The sequence below is a fragment of the Ornithinibacillus scapharcae TW25 genome (assembly GCF_000190475.1).
Taxonomy (GTDB): Bacteria; Bacillota; Bacilli; order Bacillales; family Amphibacillaceae; genus Ornithinibacillus; species Ornithinibacillus scapharcae.
This window is the reverse complement of record NZ_AEWH01000012.1, coordinates 54264-70262: the sequence shown is the minus strand read 5'-3', so window position 1 is coordinate 70262 and position 15999 is coordinate 54264. Positions and strand designations below refer to the sequence as shown.

At 37.1% G+C, this 15999-nt stretch carries 17 protein-coding genes; 11 read left to right on the top strand and 6 right to left on the bottom strand.

Annotation, left to right across the window (positions count from 1 at the left end; all coding sequences use genetic code 11):
- Positions 1-39: 39 nt before the first annotated feature.
- The 4 genes from G5W_RS20320 (at position 40) to G5W_RS0103520 (ending at position 2388) form a co-directional block, all read left to right on the top strand.
- Positions 40-831 carry a fumarylacetoacetate hydrolase family protein gene (locus G5W_RS20320; protein ID WP_010094296.1) on the top strand — a complete coding sequence of 264 codons (792 nt, stop codon included), beginning with the start codon at positions 40-42 and terminating at the stop codon, positions 829-831.
- On the top strand, positions 828-1583 hold the full coding sequence (locus G5W_RS0103530; protein ID WP_010094295.1) for a fumarylacetoacetate hydrolase family protein: 756 nt from the start codon (positions 828-830) through the stop codon (positions 1581-1583). The genes G5W_RS20320 and G5W_RS0103530 overlap by 4 nt, the downstream gene beginning before the upstream one ends.
- A 12-nt stretch (positions 1584-1595) precedes the next feature.
- The gene (locus G5W_RS0103525) at positions 1596-1979 is read left to right on the top strand and encodes a 5-carboxymethyl-2-hydroxymuconate Delta-isomerase (protein WP_010094294.1); all 384 of its coding nucleotides are present in this window, start codon (positions 1596-1598) and stop codon (positions 1977-1979) included.
- A 127-nt stretch (positions 1980-2106) separates the two neighbouring features.
- Positions 2107-2388: a hypothetical protein gene (locus G5W_RS0103520; protein ID WP_010094293.1), complete on the top strand. Its 282-nt coding sequence runs from the start codon at positions 2107-2109 to the stop codon at positions 2386-2388.
- Between the two features lie 114 nt (positions 2389-2502).
- Here G5W_RS0103520 and ytaF read toward each other — a convergent pair whose 3' ends face one another.
- Positions 2503-3132: a sporulation membrane protein YtaF gene (ytaF, locus tag G5W_RS0103515; protein ID WP_010094292.1), complete on the bottom strand. Its 630-nt coding sequence runs from the start codon at positions 3130-3132 to the stop codon at positions 2503-2505.
- 169 nt (positions 3133-3301) lie between these two features.
- On the opposite strand from ytaF, the gene G5W_RS20315 reads away from it, so the two are divergent.
- The 6 genes from G5W_RS20315 to G5W_RS0103485 all read left to right on the top strand — a co-directional run bounded on the left by G5W_RS20315 (position 3302) and on the right by G5W_RS0103485 (position 8746).
- On the top strand, positions 3302-4147 hold the full coding sequence (locus G5W_RS20315; RefSeq protein ID WP_010094291.1) for an ABC transporter ATP-binding protein: 846 nt from the start codon (positions 3302-3304) through the stop codon (positions 4145-4147).
- Entirely contained in the window at positions 4147-4851 is a 705-nt protein-coding gene (locus G5W_RS0103505; RefSeq protein WP_010094289.1) for a hypothetical protein, read from the top strand. Before G5W_RS20315 ends, G5W_RS0103505 begins: the two co-directional genes overlap by 1 nt.
- A 28-nt stretch (positions 4852-4879) precedes the next feature.
- Complete coding sequence (locus tag G5W_RS0103500) at positions 4880-5308, top strand: hypothetical protein (protein WP_010094287.1); 429 nt, start codon at positions 4880-4882, stop codon at positions 5306-5308.
- A gap of 241 nt (positions 5309-5549) precedes the next feature.
- Positions 5550-7727 (top strand): DNA topoisomerase III, encoded by a 2178-nt coding sequence (locus G5W_RS0103495; RefSeq protein ID WP_010094284.1) that lies wholly within the window; start codon positions 5550-5552, stop codon positions 7725-7727.
- 143 nt (positions 7728-7870) lie between these two features.
- Positions 7871-8311 (top strand): GNAT family N-acetyltransferase, encoded by a 441-nt coding sequence (locus G5W_RS0103490; protein ID WP_010094282.1) that lies wholly within the window; start codon positions 7871-7873, stop codon positions 8309-8311.
- A gap of 195 nt (positions 8312-8506) precedes the next feature.
- Positions 8507-8746, top strand: a complete 240-nt coding sequence (locus G5W_RS0103485; RefSeq protein ID WP_010094280.1) for a DUF362 domain-containing protein — start codon at positions 8507-8509, stop codon at positions 8744-8746.
- 81 nt (positions 8747-8827) lie between these two features.
- Here the strand turns inward: G5W_RS0103485 and G5W_RS23935 are convergent, their stop codons facing one another.
- Positions 8828-8965, bottom strand: a complete 138-nt coding sequence (locus G5W_RS23935; RefSeq protein ID WP_010094278.1) for a hypothetical protein — start codon at positions 8963-8965, stop codon at positions 8828-8830.
- Positions 8966-9165: 200 nt separating this feature from the next.
- Here G5W_RS23935 and G5W_RS0103475 point away from each other — a divergent pair, with 200 nt between their 5' ends.
- Positions 9166-9531, top strand: a complete 366-nt coding sequence (locus tag G5W_RS0103475) for a carboxymuconolactone decarboxylase family protein (protein ID WP_272941562.1) — start codon at positions 9166-9168, stop codon at positions 9529-9531.
- A gap of 20 nt (positions 9532-9551) precedes the next feature.
- Here G5W_RS0103475 and G5W_RS0103470 read toward each other — a convergent pair whose 3' ends face one another.
- The 4 genes from G5W_RS0103470 to G5W_RS0103455 all read right to left on the bottom strand — a co-directional run bounded on the left by G5W_RS0103470 (position 9552) and on the right by G5W_RS0103455 (position 15829).
- Positions 9552-11609 (bottom strand): thioredoxin domain-containing protein, encoded by a 2058-nt coding sequence (locus G5W_RS0103470; RefSeq protein ID WP_010094274.1) that lies wholly within the window; start codon positions 11607-11609, stop codon positions 9552-9554.
- 141 nt (positions 11610-11750) lie between these two features.
- Positions 11751-14213 carry a YhgE/Pip domain-containing protein gene (locus G5W_RS0103465; protein WP_010094273.1) on the bottom strand — a complete coding sequence of 821 codons (2463 nt, stop codon included), beginning with the start codon at positions 14211-14213 and terminating at the stop codon, positions 11751-11753.
- Positions 14214-14336: 123 nt separating this feature from the next.
- Entirely contained in the window at positions 14337-14921 is a 585-nt protein-coding gene (locus G5W_RS0103460) for a TetR/AcrR family transcriptional regulator (protein WP_010094272.1), read from the bottom strand.
- Positions 14922-15166: 245 nt separating this feature from the next.
- Complete coding sequence (locus G5W_RS0103455; RefSeq protein WP_010094271.1) at positions 15167-15829, bottom strand: DUF4352 domain-containing protein; 663 nt, start codon at positions 15827-15829, stop codon at positions 15167-15169.
- Positions 15830-15999: the final 170 nt, after the last annotated feature.

Sequence of the window (15999 nt, the reverse complement as noted above, 5' to 3'; positions counted from 1 at the left end):
ACAAATGACACATTCTCGAATAAATAGGGGGATGGCACTATGCTATACCATGCAAAAGCAAGATTCTCTTCCACCACTGGACTAGAAGATATTTATATTGGTCCTTCTCATATAGAGTGGAAAGGGGAGAAATTAACAGAGGATGCCTTCACTTGGCAGTCCCCAGTATTAGGAACTGTTTATGGAACGTTACTAAACTTTAGAGAACAGGTAGATGCCTTAAAAGGAGAATTTAAGAAACCTCCTTATCAGAATGAACCAGTACGACCAATACTCTATATAAAACCTAGAAATACAATCAACGCGCATCTAAAGGAAGTAGCTATTCCTAAAGGAGTAGAAGAAGTTGAGATTAATGCGACATTAGGAGTAGTAATCGGAAAAACAGCTACGAATGTAAAAGAAGCGGATGCTTTTGATTATGTGGATGGATATACGATCGTGAATGACGTTACTGTTCCACATACTAGCTTTTATCGACCAGCAATCAAGCAAAAAGCTCGAGATGGTTATTGTCCAATTGGACCTTGGATTGTTCAAAAGGACAATGTACCTTCCCCAGACAATCTCATGATTTGGACATTTAAAAATGACGAATTAATATCAGTCAACAGCACCAAAGATTTAGTTCGCTCGATACCTCGCTTAATTCAAGATGTAACCAACTATATGACGCTAGCAAAAGGGGACTTACTTCTTGTGGGTGTCCCACATAATCCACCTACTGCTAAAGCTGGAGACACGATTCGAATTGAGATTGATCATATCGGTAGTTTAGAAAATAGATTTGTATTGGAAAATGTTCAAGTAGCTGGAGGTGAAAAAGCATGAAGCATGCTCGAGTAGCTTGCCATGGAGCCATACATGATGCGGTGGAAGAGAATGGAGTACTGAAGCTAGCGGACGGTCGTCTAGTTAATTTTGATGATGTAATATGGTTACCACCAATTAATCCTGGGACTATATTTGCTCTAGGGTTAAATTATGCGGACCATGCAAATGAAATTAGTTTTAATGCCCCAGAAGAGCCACTTGTCTTTTTAAAAGGCCCTAATACACTAATTGGTCATAACGGTGTAACAAGACGACCAGCTAATGTTGAAATGATGCACTATGAATGTGAGTTAGTAGTGGTGATTGGTAAAAAGGCACGAAACGTGAAGCGTGAGGATGCATATGATTATGTCTCCGGCTATACAATTGCTAATGACTATGCGATACGTGATTATTTAGAAAACTATTATCGTCCGAATTTAGCGGTGAAAAATCGCGACACATTAACACCAATCGGTCCTTGGTTTGTAGAGAAGCATGATATAAAGGATCCAATGAATTTAAAGTTATACACATACGTGAATGGTGAATTGAAACAAGAAGGTTCCACTAAGGATATGATATTTGATATTCCATTTTTAATTGAGTACTTAAGCAGTTTCATGACGTTGAACGAAAATGACCTGATTTTAACCGGTACACCAAAGGGAACGGTCAATGTCGTGGAAGGCGATGAAGTTGTAGTAGAAATAGAAGGAATCGGATCGTTGCAAAATACGATTGTTGGCGATAAAGAGTTTGCTAGATAAGGAAGTGAGTTTATGCCACATATAACCGTAGAATACACAGATAACCTAAAGCAAGACGGTAATATTGTAGGGTTATTGAAGAAAATTAATAAAACGCTTATCGAAGGGGGAGATGCCTTTCCCATTGGTGGTATTCGATCTCGTGCAATTGCGCTACATGATTATGTTGTAGCTGATGGAACAGGAGAAGAAGATGCCTTTGTTCACGTGACTATAAAAATAGGGAGTGGAAGGTCAGAGGATGTGAAAAAAAGGGCTTGCGACAAGGTGTTTGAGGTGGTGGAGAATCATTTCGAGAACCAGTTTAACACCCGTCCCCTTGCTTTATCTTTAGAACTATTTGAATTTATGTATCCGACCTATAAAAAGAATAATATACACCAACGTTATCGTTAAAAAATCTGGACCTGAGATAGTAAAAGCAGGTCCTTTTTCTATTCTTTTTATAACAACTACCTTAAAGTGGTAATGAGTAAATGGTATAATTCGTAAAAGGAAACGTAGTTGTGAAAGGCGGGGGAGCATGGGTCATCAAGAAAAACAAGAAACCAAGAAAAAACGGGCTAGTTGGTTTGTTCATCTTATTGTATTTGTTTTGGTTCAAATTGGTTTCATGATGAGGGAAACTTTCGATTGGGAGATTTTTAATTTAAATAATGTTGGTTTGTGGTTTGAGGAAACAGTGGGACCAATAACATGGTTGCAATTATATGATCTTCAAATACTTAACTATGTAACTCTTATTTGGGGAGCACTACTACTAATAGATGGTATGTTGTCCTTAAGGAAATATGTCATTTCATGAAGAAGGAAAACCTCAGTTAATAACCTCTTAGATAACTCATCCAGAAATCTGGATATTACTTTATCCGGTATAATCTTTAACCCGAAATCAGAACCTGATTTCGGGCTGCTTTATTTACATCAAATTAATAACCCCTAATGTGATTAAGATGACAGGTGGTAAAAAATTCATTCGTTCTAGTCGCTTGTTTCTAGCTAGAACGACACCAACCTTTATCCCATAATGAACCAATACCCCACTCATAACCGCGATTAGAATTGGTGTATAGATAACCGAATAACCTAAAACAGCTGCCCCAATACCAGCTCCAAAAGCATCTAGGGCAAGAGCTGTTCCAAGCAAAATTGCTTCACCAATGGAGATTGTGCCAGACTTATCAAGGTCTGCCCGATCTGGAGTTGCCATAACGGTCTTGATATTTTGAAAGTTATTTGGGGATGTAAATGGTGGGCTTATCTCTTCTTCCTTTTTTAATTGCCCACGTATCGAATTGAACAAAGAAAATAATCCAATAAAGATTAGAATGGATCCCCCAAGTATTTTTGCTAATTCAACTGATAAAAAAGCGTGAAGCATAGTTCCAATCACCATGGACAGAAGAACAACAATTCCGGAACATATCATAATGACAGTTAAAGCAGTCTTGGGAACAAGTATTTTTCTCATTCCATAGGAAATTCCAACACCAAATCCATCCAAACTTACAGCGACTACTAGAAGCAATAATCCTGTGTAAAACAGCATAGCACCATATCCTTTACTTGTTCTAGGGTATTGTATGGTGAAAGGGAATATTGTGTGCGTTTTATACATGAAGCAAAGCGGACAATCCGTTATAAAACTCTTTCAAATTTTGTAAAAATATGGTTAGCTATTAGTAGAAATGAATGACCAATATTAAGAGGGTGCTTCCGTGAAAAATTTTATCGAATTGAAAAATATTACAAAGAAATACGGTAATAAAACAGTACTGAACGATATTAATTTTTCCATTCCATCCAATCAAGTGGTAGCTTTATTAGGTGGTAATGGTACAGGGAAAAGTACATTATTAAGGCTAATTGCTGGTATTGAAAAACCTAGCTCTGGAAATATTCAGTATGCTTCTAACGAGATTGTTATTGGATATGTACCTGAGAGGTTCCCAAAAAATCTCCGCTTTACACCAAGTGAGTACCTATCTTATATGGGGAGTATGGGTGGAATTCCAAAAGTTACGCTCGAAGCGAAAATGAGGAGATTATTACTTCTTTTTCAATTGGAACAGTTTAAAGACATCCGTATCCATGAATTATCGAAAGGAAATATCCAAAAGGTTGGTATTATCCAGGCACTGTTGCAACATCCTGATATATTAATTTTAGACGAGCCTTTATCAGGGTTAGATAAAGAATCACAAGAAATGTTAATGGAAACTATAAAGGAATTAAAAGATCATGGTTCCACCATCATCCTAACGTACCATGAAGCGAATCTATTAGAGCCAGTGGTTGATAAGACTTACTTTTTAGTAGATGGAAAACTTACTAGTACAAAAGTTAATGATAGTGCTAGGAAGCTTCTAATCATAAATTCAATGAATAAATCGTATGTCAAAGATTGGGAAGGTATTCTTCAGATAGAGGATAGAGAGAATCAATTGTATTTATACGTATCCCAACAACATAGTGATGAAATTTTGTTCAAGGTCTTGGAGTTAAAGGGTAGTGTAGAAGCTGTATCTCCCATAGACTCTATGGAAGAGGGGAGGGAAGCATAATGAAATACGTCATTCAATACAGTATGAGGGATTTTTTGCGTTCACAAAAATATTTTCCTCCATTATCAACGTTTATTCTGTTAATGGTCGTCTTCTATTCTTATAAACCGAATCCTGTGATTGATAGTTACGCAGTTACTTCATTAATGATGTATGTCATTTCGGCTTGGCTCTGTACAAGCTTTTTGGCGCTTGATTCACCTGTTCAGAGGCAACTTATGATTTTGCATGCTGGTGGCAAAAACCATTATTATATAGGGAAATTCATGGCTATTGCCATAACTTCCACCATCTTTACGCTTTTTGCTTTTATGTACCCAATCATATTTGGAATGTTTCAGGAAAATGTTTCCCTATCTGTTGGCTTTATTTCCTTGATGAATCATTTCATGCTATCCTTACTAGGAATAGGTGTAGCGAGTTTATTTAGTAGAATATTCATGAATAGTACCGTGAATTCTTACGGGGGACTTGCACTGACTATTACGATTTCTTTTACAACCATAGGGCTTTACGAGGTATTACCAACTATGTTCAAAAATCTTGTATGGGTAATTCCACCAGCTATTATGACACAAAAGCCTCTTATGAATTGGAATGGACAAACCTTATCAAATATAGAATGGTTCCCATTTGTTTGGATCCTAATCTATGCTTCGCTATTAATTAGTATTTTCTTTATATTAGTCAAGAGAAAATCCTAAGGGATTTTAGTTACCTAGGAGGTAAATTATGTTAAAAAGATTTCTTACTGCTATTGTTTCTTCGATAGTGTTCAGTGGATTGATGGGGCTACTTAATTATATGACAACTTCTACGAGTAGTTTTGATAGTTTTTGGTTGCCGATGCTCTTTTTCTTAATGTATTCGACACCTGTCTATTTAATCGGGGGAATACCCATTTCCTATTTAATCGATAAATTAATCGAGAAAAAGAATTTCTCCTCTCCAGTGACGCGACACTATACACGCTATGGCTTTTATCTATTAGCAGGGATCATAGTAGCAGTTATCTATATTATTATCTTGGCAATATCCAATGGTGGCTTTGAATCTATTTCACAACTTTGGTTGATGTACTTAGTAGGAGGAGTCATCGCTTCACTAGTATTTTATTATGTATCACTTATTTTTCAGAAGAAGCCGATTGACGAAAGGTAATTTATGTACGAGGCTAAGACAAAACTGACTTACTCAACTATAAAACGAGCGATACATCACTTTCACTGGAATTGAACGTGAAGTATATTTCCGGAGCGGGGGTTTACGCCAATCCCTAATTGTTTGTAATTTACTAGTTGGGTAATACGTATGTCCTAGTCTGTTTTTTCATGCCGGGCACGATTTTCTTCAAATTATGCTATAGTTATAACTAGATGTTTTGTAGAAAGGAATTAAAACGATGAGTAAAACACTAGTACTAGCAGAAAAACCATCCGTTGGTCGTGATATTGCTCGTGTATTAAAATGCACGAAACAAGGAAACGGCTTTATGGAAGGTTCTAATTATATCGTAACCTGGGCTTTAGGTCATTTAGTCACCCTAGCAGACCCTGAGGCTTATGATGATAAATATAAAACATGGAGACTAGAAGACCTTCCAATGCTTCCATCGAACCTGAAGCTTGTTGTGATGAAACAGACAGGAAAACAATTCAGTACAGTCAAGACACAAATGAATCGTAAGGATGTAAATGAAATTGTAATTGCAACCGATGCTGGACGTGAAGGGGAGCTAGTTGCAAGATGGATCATAGAAAAAGCTCGTGTCGAAAAGCCAGTAAAACGCTTATGGATTTCATCTGTAACGGATAAAGCAATTCGTGATGGATTTAAACAATTAAAGCCAGGTAAAAACTATGAGAATCTTTATGCATCCGCTGTTGCTCGTTCTGAAGCAGATTGGTATGTAGGACTAAACGCGACTCGTGCGCTTACAACGAAATTTAATGCGCAGTTATCCAGTGGACGGGTACAGACACCGACATTAGGCATGGTTGCAGCAAGAGAACAAGAAATCAAGGAATTTAAGCCACAAACCTATTACGGTATTCAAGCAAAATCCAAAAATGGTATTATATTTACTTGGCAGGACCAAAAGAATAATACACGTATGTTCTCTAAGGAAAAAGCGGATGACCTACTTGGTAAATTAAAAGGTAAGCCTTTAAAAGTGGTGAAAATTGATACGACAGCGAAAAAGAAATTTGCACCACAGCTATATGATTTAACGGAATTACAACGAGATGCTAACCGGATATTCGGTTTCTCTGGAAAACAAACGTTATCTCTTATGCAGAAGCTATACGAACGACATAAGGTATTGACCTATCCTAGAACAGATTCTCGCGTCATCTCTACGGATATTGTGCCAACACTAGTTGATCGCTTAAAGGCTTGTGGAGTGGATCAATATGCAAACTTTGCCCAGTCTATTTTGCGAAAAGGAATTGGTAAACTTCCCAAGTCTGTCGTAGATAATGCAAAGGTAAGTGACCACCATGCGATTATTCCGACAGAAGAGCCAGCCATTTTGGAGGACCTAGACGATAAAGAACGTCGAATTTATGATTTGGTTGTGAAGCGATTCCTAGCGGTACTAATGGATGCTTATGAATATGAACAAACAACCATTCATGCTGAGATTCAATCGGAATCGTTTACAGCTAGAGGAAAAGTAGTAAAGCAACAAGGTTGGAAGACAGTATATGATCGTCAATTTGATGAAGAAGAGTCTGATGATCAACGCTTGCCTGTAATCAAACAGGGTGATGAATATACCAATATAAGTGTTAAGCAGACAACTGGAGAAACTAAGCCACCTGAGCGATTTACCGAGGGTGCATTACTACAAGCAATGGAAAATCCAGTCCGCTATATGAACCCAGATGAAAAGCACCTAGCAGGTACCCTACAAAAGACAGGTGGAATTGGAACGGTTGCTACACGGGCAGACATCATTGACAAGCTATTCAATGGTGGCTATATGGAGCTGAAAGGAAAGCACATCTTCCTTACATCAAAAGGTAAACAACTATTAGATTTAGCGCCAGAAGACTTGCGTTCCCCAGCTTTAACTGCGGAATGGGAGCAAAAGCTTAGCTTGATTGCAGAGGGTAAATTAAATAAAAATAAATTCATCACTGAAATTAAGGATTATACAAAAGAGATTATCCGGGAAATAAAGAACAATGATACAACCTATAAACACGACAATATGACAGGTACCAAATGTCCAGATTGTGGAAAACTTATGCTCGAAGTCAATAACAAGCATGGCAGAATGTTAGTCTGTCAGGACCGTTCTTGTGGTCATAAGAAGAACATTGCTAAAAAGACTAATGCGCGCTGCCCGAACTGCCATAAACGTTTAGAACTACGTGGTGAAGGTGAAGGGCAGATGTTCACTTGCTCTTGTGGGCATAGGGAAAAGCTTTCCACCTTTAATAAACGTAAAGAACAAGAGAAAAAACATAAAGTATCGAAAAAAGATGTGAACAAATATTTGAAGAAGCAAGATGATGGGTTCACGAATAATGCTCTGGCAGAAGCGCTAGCGAAGCTGAAAGATAAAAAATAATAGATATATACTTTGAACTGTCTAGGTAGTACTATCTTAGGCAGTTTTTTTGTCGAGATTTTGTGAAGATTTCGCAGGAAATTTAGCCTAGAAAATAGAATATAATAGTATGGGGGATTTTTAGTTGATGGGGGATTGAGCTTATGCTAGAAGTGAAAAGAATAAAACCGGAGGATACCTATCATTTAAGACATACCATCCTACGTCCAAGCCAGCCTTTTGAAGCATGTAAGTATGATGCAGACTACGCGGAGGATACCTTTCATGTTGGGGCATTCTATCAAGGTAACTTAATTACTATAGCTTCATTTTATAAGGAAAAACATCCCGACCTCCTCGAAGATAATCAGTTCCGTTTACGTGCAATGGCCACGGATGTAGCGTTTCGTAAGTTAGGAGCAGGTAGACTAGTGGTAAGTTTTGCAGTGGAAATAGTGAAGCAAAAGAATCATACTATTCTATGGTGTAATGGTAGAACCTCTGTACAAGGGTATTATGAAAGGTTAGGATTCCAGGCACATGGTGAGGTTTTTGATTTACCACCGATTGGAGAACATATCGTGATGGTCAAGCGATTAGAATAGAGTCAAGTAGAAATGAACATTTCGTGAAGCGGTTTACTTGAAGTGAAACAAGTTGTATCATTAAAATATAGATATACCTTGGCAGAAAGATGTGAATCACTATTTTCCTGCCTATAGAATAAAACGAGCGCATTTAACAAGGATTTGAAAATGCGAGTTTCTTAAAATTACCGTATTAGGGGAGGGTTAAAATATATGGCTTTTGTTATCTTAGATCCATGCAGACAAGAAAAGGCAGCAGAATGTGTTAGTGTATGCCCAGTTGATTGTATAGAGGAAGGTCCAGATCAATTTTACATAGATCCTGATATTTGTATCGACTGTGGAGCTTGTAAAGCAGCTTGCCCAGTTGCAGCGATAGAAGAGGAATATGATCTAACACCAGAACAAGAAATTTTCTTAGAAAAGGCAGAGGAATTCTTTGCGAATCGTTAATTGATAGAGTAAAACTCCCGTCAGTGTCTACACAGCTAACGGGAGTTTTTTAATATCCATTATTCTCTCAACATAATAAAACTACTCTTCTTCAACAGCAACAGCTAATTTACTAGCAATCCAACGTTTTGCTGTTGTTTCATCTACTTCATATACTTTTCCCGCTCGGAAAAGTTCTCCATGGTAGGCAGTTTGCACATTCATTTTCACTTTAATCATATTACATAACCCCTTCCTATTTCTATTATATCGGACTGCTATAAATGTCGCTAATGATACGAAATGCCTAAGAATTTACCTGGTACGCTTGGGCTTTATTCAAATTTTGAAGGTAATTTCAATATCTTTCCATAAAGTCAAGAGTACTCTTCCAAAAATAGCTCATACTATATTCGAAAATAGAAAGTGAATGGAGATGAATTTTAGTGGAAGCTAGAAACATAACAGAAGAAGCACTAATGGATTATAAAGAAGGAATTGGTACTTTTACGAAGAAAATGCCCAAGCTTGCAGAGCTCTATAATGCGTTTACGGAAGAATGTTTTAAAGAAGGGGTATTATCCCAAAAACAAAAACAACTTATCGCACTAGCTGTTAGTCTATATGCACAGGATGAATATTGTATTATTTATCACACGAAGGGTTGTTTAGACCAAGGCTGTTCAGAAGAAGAAATTCTTGAAACTATTGGTGTAACCGCAGCATTTGGTGGAGGAGCAGCAATGAGCCAAGCGGTAACATTAGTACAGGATAGTATTCAGGATTTACAGGAGTTAAAGCATTAAAGAGGTGCAAATGCACCTCTTTACTTTATTCCTAAAGAAGCTAACGCAGCAATAATATCATTGGTTGGTTGCTGACAAGCAAAGTTTTCACATACATAAATGGTTGTTTGATTATTAACCATTTTGTAATTAGCAGCAAAAGGAGCAACTTCTATTAACTGCCCCGGTGTAACAGCAACTAGTAAAGCAATATTAGGGGCATATTTATCCTGAACATGATTTAGAAACTCTTGTACATTTTCATCATGACCTAGTACAACCACTTCTTTTGTCGGGTTCTCAGTTAACAGCAAGCTTTGTAGGAAGAAAACACCAGCTGAAGGTTGCTTCATCATGTCTTCATAGAAGGTAGAATACATTTCATTTATTTTGTCTAAATAATCTACCTCGCCAGTTAAACTAGCCATCTGACCTAACATGAGTGCTGCCACACTATTACCTGAAGGAGTTGCACCGTCGTAAATTTCTTTATCATTGGAGATAAGCTTTTCATTATTTTTTCCGCTGAAGAAGAAACCACCATGATGTGGATCCCAGAATAACTCTATCATGATATTTAATTGTGCTTTTGCTTTGGAGAGATAGGTTAGGTCAAATTCCAATTGATACAATTCTATATAGGCCCAAATTAGATAAGCATAGTCATCAAGATAAGCATGATATTTCGTTTCTCCCTCACGATACCGGGCCATCAAATCGCCATCTACTACTATGTTTTCCTCAAGAAAAGAGAGTGCTCTTTTTGCCAAAGTTACATAATCTTGATTTTGAAAAACACGGCTCGCCTTTGCTAAACCTGCAATCATCATGGCATTCCACGACGTGAGGACTTTGTCATCTACATGTGGATACACTCGTTTTTCACGTTCCTGGAGTAATGTCAGACGAGCAGTTTCTAATTGGGATGTTAGTTCACTTAGCGTGAGGTCAAATTCTTCTGCAACACTTTCAAGGTTAGCACGAATTAGATTTGGGATATTCTTTCCTTCAAAATTACCAAAAGGGGTAATCCCATAAGTGGTGGTATAGATCTCACCTAAATCTTCACCCAGAATATCGTAAATCTCCTCATCTGCCCATACATAATACTTTCCTTCTACCCCTTCAGAATCCGCATCAATTGCAGAGTAAAATGCACCATCTTTACTAGTCATTTCGCGCTTAATAAAGGTAATTATTTGTTCTGCAATATTTTTGTAGAATGGTTTTTTCGTGATTTGATAGCATTCTGTGTAAACCATTAATAATAAGGCATTATCATACAGCATCTTCTCAAAGTGTGGGACAAGCCACTTTTCATCAGTCGAATATCGAGCAAAACCATAACCAATATGGTCCCAAATACCACCTGCAGCCATATTTTGTAACGTGCTTTCGACCATCTTAAGTGCTGCGGTTTTTCCGCTGAAGTGATAATACCTCATCAGGAATAATAGATTCTGTGGTTGTGGAAACTTAGGCGCTTCCCAAAATCCCCCGTAAGTAAAATCAAACCCTCTTCCAAGTTGTTGGAAGGCTTGATCAACCGTTTCAATTGTTAGGCGATTGTTGCTTTTTTCTCTAATCGTGTTATCTAAGGCTTCCCGAACACTTTCCGTTACATCAGCAATATGTTCTGGATCGGTCGTATATTTTATATGTAATTGCTCTAGAGCTTCCTTAATGCCTGGACGTCCATATTTGCTCTCCTTTGGAAAATAAGTTCCCGCATAGAAAGGAATCTTGTCTGGAGTCATAAAAATGGTCAGTGGCCATCCACCATGACCAGCCATCATCTGACAGACCTTCATGTAAATGGAGTCGACATCTGGCCGTTCCTCCCGATCTACTTTTATGGCGATATAGTGATCATTAATTAGTTTGGCTACTTCTTCGTCTTCGAATGATTCATGGGCCATGACATGGCACCAATGGCAAGTGGAATAACCGATTGATAGAAAAATTGGTTTGTTTTCTTGTTTTGCTTTTTCAAAAGCTTCTTCCCCCCAAGGGTACCAGTTTACTGGATTGTAGGCGTGTTGGAGTAGGTATGGTGACTTTTCAGTAATTAAGTTATTGGCTTGTTGGTTTGGTGTCATTCATATCATCTTCTTTCAGTATTTACATCATGTATTATACTTTACCATAAGTATCCAATTATACTAGATTGTAAATTATTTTACGCTTATGAAAGAACCATTCGCTATGTATGTAGCGAATGGGTTTGGATGTTCTTCATTTTATGCGATTCCTGCTTCTTCTTGGTTGTTTTTCACAAATTGTTTTTTGTGTTTCCATATAAAGTATCCAATTGTAAGGATAATGGAAACTCCCATAAAGGCAAATAAAATACCGGCATTATGCCACATAAAGTTGTAATCTCCGTTAGAAATAACAGCTTTAAACCCTGAAACCGAATAAGTCATCGGTAGTAGTGGATTAAACCATTGAACCGCCTTTGGAATTACTTCCAATGGGAAAGTTCCTGCACTACTTGTTAATTGTAAGATTAATATAATAATCGCAACAAATCGTCCTGGATTGTTGAATGTAGTTACTAAAAACTGGATTAATGTAATAAAGGTTAAACTTGTCATCATGCTGAACAAGAAGAATAACGGAACACTTTGAACCTTAATATCTAATCCATACAGAATAATAAAGTCAGTAAGAATAGCCTGAATAATACCTACCAATGCCATGACACCGAATTTACTTAAAAACCAGCTAATTCCAGTCTTTGGAATTCCTGCTGTATCATTTAATGGGAAAATAATAGTTAATAACAAAGCACCAACGAATAATCCTAGAGATATGAAGTATGGTGCAAATCCAGTACCATAATTTGGAACCTCGTTAGCGTGATGGATTTCCAAGTCAATTGGACTAGCCATCATATCATACGTGCTGTTATCCGTGTGAATGCTTCCCACTTTTTTAGATGCATCTGCTAATTTAGTAGCTAACTCTTCTGTACCATCTTGAAGCTCATTCGTACCTTCTGAAAGCTGTGTTGCACCATCTGTTAATCTTTCAGATCCATCGCTGAATTGAGTAGCACCTTCCATTAATTGATTCATCCCATTATTAAGTTGGAGGGAGCCATCATTTAATCGGGCAACGCCAAGTTTCATTTCGTCCATTTTATCTGCAAACAGCTGCATATTGGTATACCAATCATTTTGCCCGTTTCCGACTTGAATTGCTCCAGCATTTATTTCGTGTAATCCATTAGTTAGAATACTTATCCCGTTTTGTACATCTAATTGACCACTATTAATGATAGATAGACCATTAGCTAAATTGTTAAATACGGGATCGGTGGAATCAGCAATTTGCTTTTCCATATTGCTATCTGATAACTGTTTAGTTAATTCCTTTTGGTATTGATCAAATCCTCTATCAATACTTTGGGTGGATTCAGCAACTCCTGCAGCAACTCCCGCTCTGATACTTGGTTGTAGCGATTGATATAAATCATCCGTCAATTCCTCTTTAGAAGTTGTGTTAGTTGCAAAAGCGGATAAGATAGCTTCTTTTTCTTCTACTTCATAAGAAGTTAATAGCTGATCTAGTTGTTCCAGTTGTTGTTGTTGACTACTTAAAATGTTACCAGCAATTTGTTCCGCAGTACCTTGCGCAAGTCCTTCAGATAAATTAGGAACTAGCTCATCAGATAGTCCAGAAGTAATGTTAGCATGTAGTTGATTGATGCCCGCGCTCATTTCTCCAGAGCTACCTGCTAATTGTTCACTTATACCACTTGCAAGTTCAGTAGGAAGTGATGCTTGAAACTGTTTTAAACCTTCTAGGACTTCCTCCGTACCTACTATAAGCTGTGGAATATTTTCATTAAGTGTTACCGCACCACTTGTAGCATCAGCGAGTCCGTCTACTAAAGAATTGGTACCATTATTTAGTTTTGCTGACCCACTTAATAATTGTCCACTGGCATCCGTTAATTGTCCTACACCTGTTAAAAGCTCTTCTGTACCATTGGTTAAATCACTCATACCAACCTGAGCCGTACTAATCCCATTTTGGAATTCAATGGACTTCGATGCCAATATCTCTAGATTATCTCTAATTTCAGTTGCTCCACCTTTTAAATCAATTGCACCATCGTTTAATTGCTTCGATCCATCACTAGCTTCCTTAAACCCATCAGACATTTCGGTTACTTTAGAAAATAACGTTTCGGCATATGTCTTGGAAACTTCATGTGACATGGTGGACTGTATTTGACTAATGGCTGTTTCACCAATTTGACTAGCTAAAAAATTATAGCTGTCATTAGAAATGTACTCTAATTGAAGCTTTTGTGGATCCTGGTCCAGCAATGTTGTTGCATTTTGTGAAAAATTCTCTGGAATCTTGATAACCATATAATAAGTTAAATCATCCAAGCCTTTCATCGCTTCCTTGTCCGAAATAAAATGAAAGTCAAAAGCTTCACTTTCTTCCAGACTGTTGACTAACTCATTACCAAGGTGGAGACTGATATCTTCCATCATTGCACCTTCATCATTATTAACTACCGCTACTGGTAGCTCATCCATCTTTGCATACGGGTCTAAGAAAGACCAAAGGAACATTCCAGCATAGATTAATGGTACTAATAAGATGGCAATGATTGGGATAAATAATTTCTTGTCTTTTACAATACGTTGTAATTCCTTGCCGAATAATTTAACACCATTCATTCTAAATCCTCCTTACGGTATGAATAAGTGACCAAAACAGTATTTCGGTCAAATTGGTGGAAAATAATAGGATCATCTAATTTGATAATCCTGGTAGTTGCTTCTCAATAAAGCAATAATGATTTAAACACCATTATCTTTTAAAGACAAACCTTCAAAAATGTATATTTTTAGTAGTTCAGCAATTTCTTCTTTGGAAAGAGAAGGATTATTTCTCTCCCAATCAAAAATTAATGCAATATACATTTTTAAAATAATAAATGCGGTAATTTTTGAATTGCACGGAACGATATAGCCTTTACGAATAGCGTCATCTAGAATATGACTAATATAATTTATAATGGCATCTTCAAAGAAATTTAATGCTTCCACTACTTCTGGTGTACCTAGTTTTCCTTCTTCAAATAGTTTTATGGCTAATTGATGCTCTAGTCGATACTCCAACATTTTGTAAATAGCACGATGGACATATTCCTGAAAAGACAAGTTTTCTTCATAAGTCTCTTCTGCCGCAATCTTCATTTCCCTAATTAAATCTTCCATAATTAATCGGAAAAGCTCTTCTTTATTTTTAAAGAAAGTATAGATTGTCCCTTTACCGACATTAGCTATTTTGGCGATTTGTTCCATCGTAGTAGCTTTATAGCCAAATAAAGCAAAGGATTGTGTAGCAGCCTCAACAATTTTCTTCTTTCGATCAATCTCCATTTACTCACCACCTATTTGACCGTTTGAATAAATTGGTCATTTAGTTCATTGAATAGAGTACTACGTTTGTTTTGCTATGTCAAGTTATTACTTCGATTTACACTTCATTGTGCTTCTATGCCAAATACTTTACCATAATAGAACCGATATTTACTAGAAAGTGAAGTAGAAATTGAACAATACAAATACTAGAAGAAGAGCCCTAAAAAACTAAAAAGAGGGACCATTAAGGTCACCTCTAATTGTTACTGTGCTAACAAAATATCAATTGACTCAGTCCCGAAGAAACCTGTTTGCGCTCTTAAGACAGTCTTCGATAGGTCAACATCAGCCGCTACTTCGAACACTACTTTACCAGTTTTGTCTAGGTTTGGATTAATTTGTTCTAGAAAGAATTCGGATGCTGCATCTCCGAGAGCCATCGTCACCTCAACACTTGTTGACGGGTCATACTCTACACCATCATCTGTCACTATTTTAAAGAAGCTTGAATTTATTGTGATTGCCTCGCTTTTACCATTTTTGACATTCACATCGACAATAACGAATTTTCCTGAAGTAGTTGCATTCTCAATAAATTGATTATCAGATTTGATTTCTGTTGCTTCCTCAACTCCGTTGACAGTAAAGGTTACATCGCCAGTTGTAGCTGGTTCACCAATTTTAGCTGTCTTGGTTCCTGTATCTTCTTCAACCGCTTCATCATTATTACCTTCTTCTGTTCCCTCGTCAACAGCGTCGTTTGTATCCTCGTTTTTATCTTCGGTTGTTTCGGTATTGGTGTCATTAGTATTGTCGGCTGTACCGTCCTCATCATCTCCACCACTAGTTGCAATGATAATAACCACAATAATAACTAATAACCAGAACCAGAACTTTTTGTAAAAAGGTTTTTTTTCATTACTCAACCTAAAATCCCTCCTGAAAAAACTTGATGTTCATGACTACAAAATGTCGTCTTCCTTAGTAATTGCAGAAATGCAGATCTTTATTCAGAGGATTTCTCATGCCAATTCCTTATTTGTAGTATAAACTTTATAAAAAATAGAAGATGATGTAGGGAATGAGTATAAGGTTG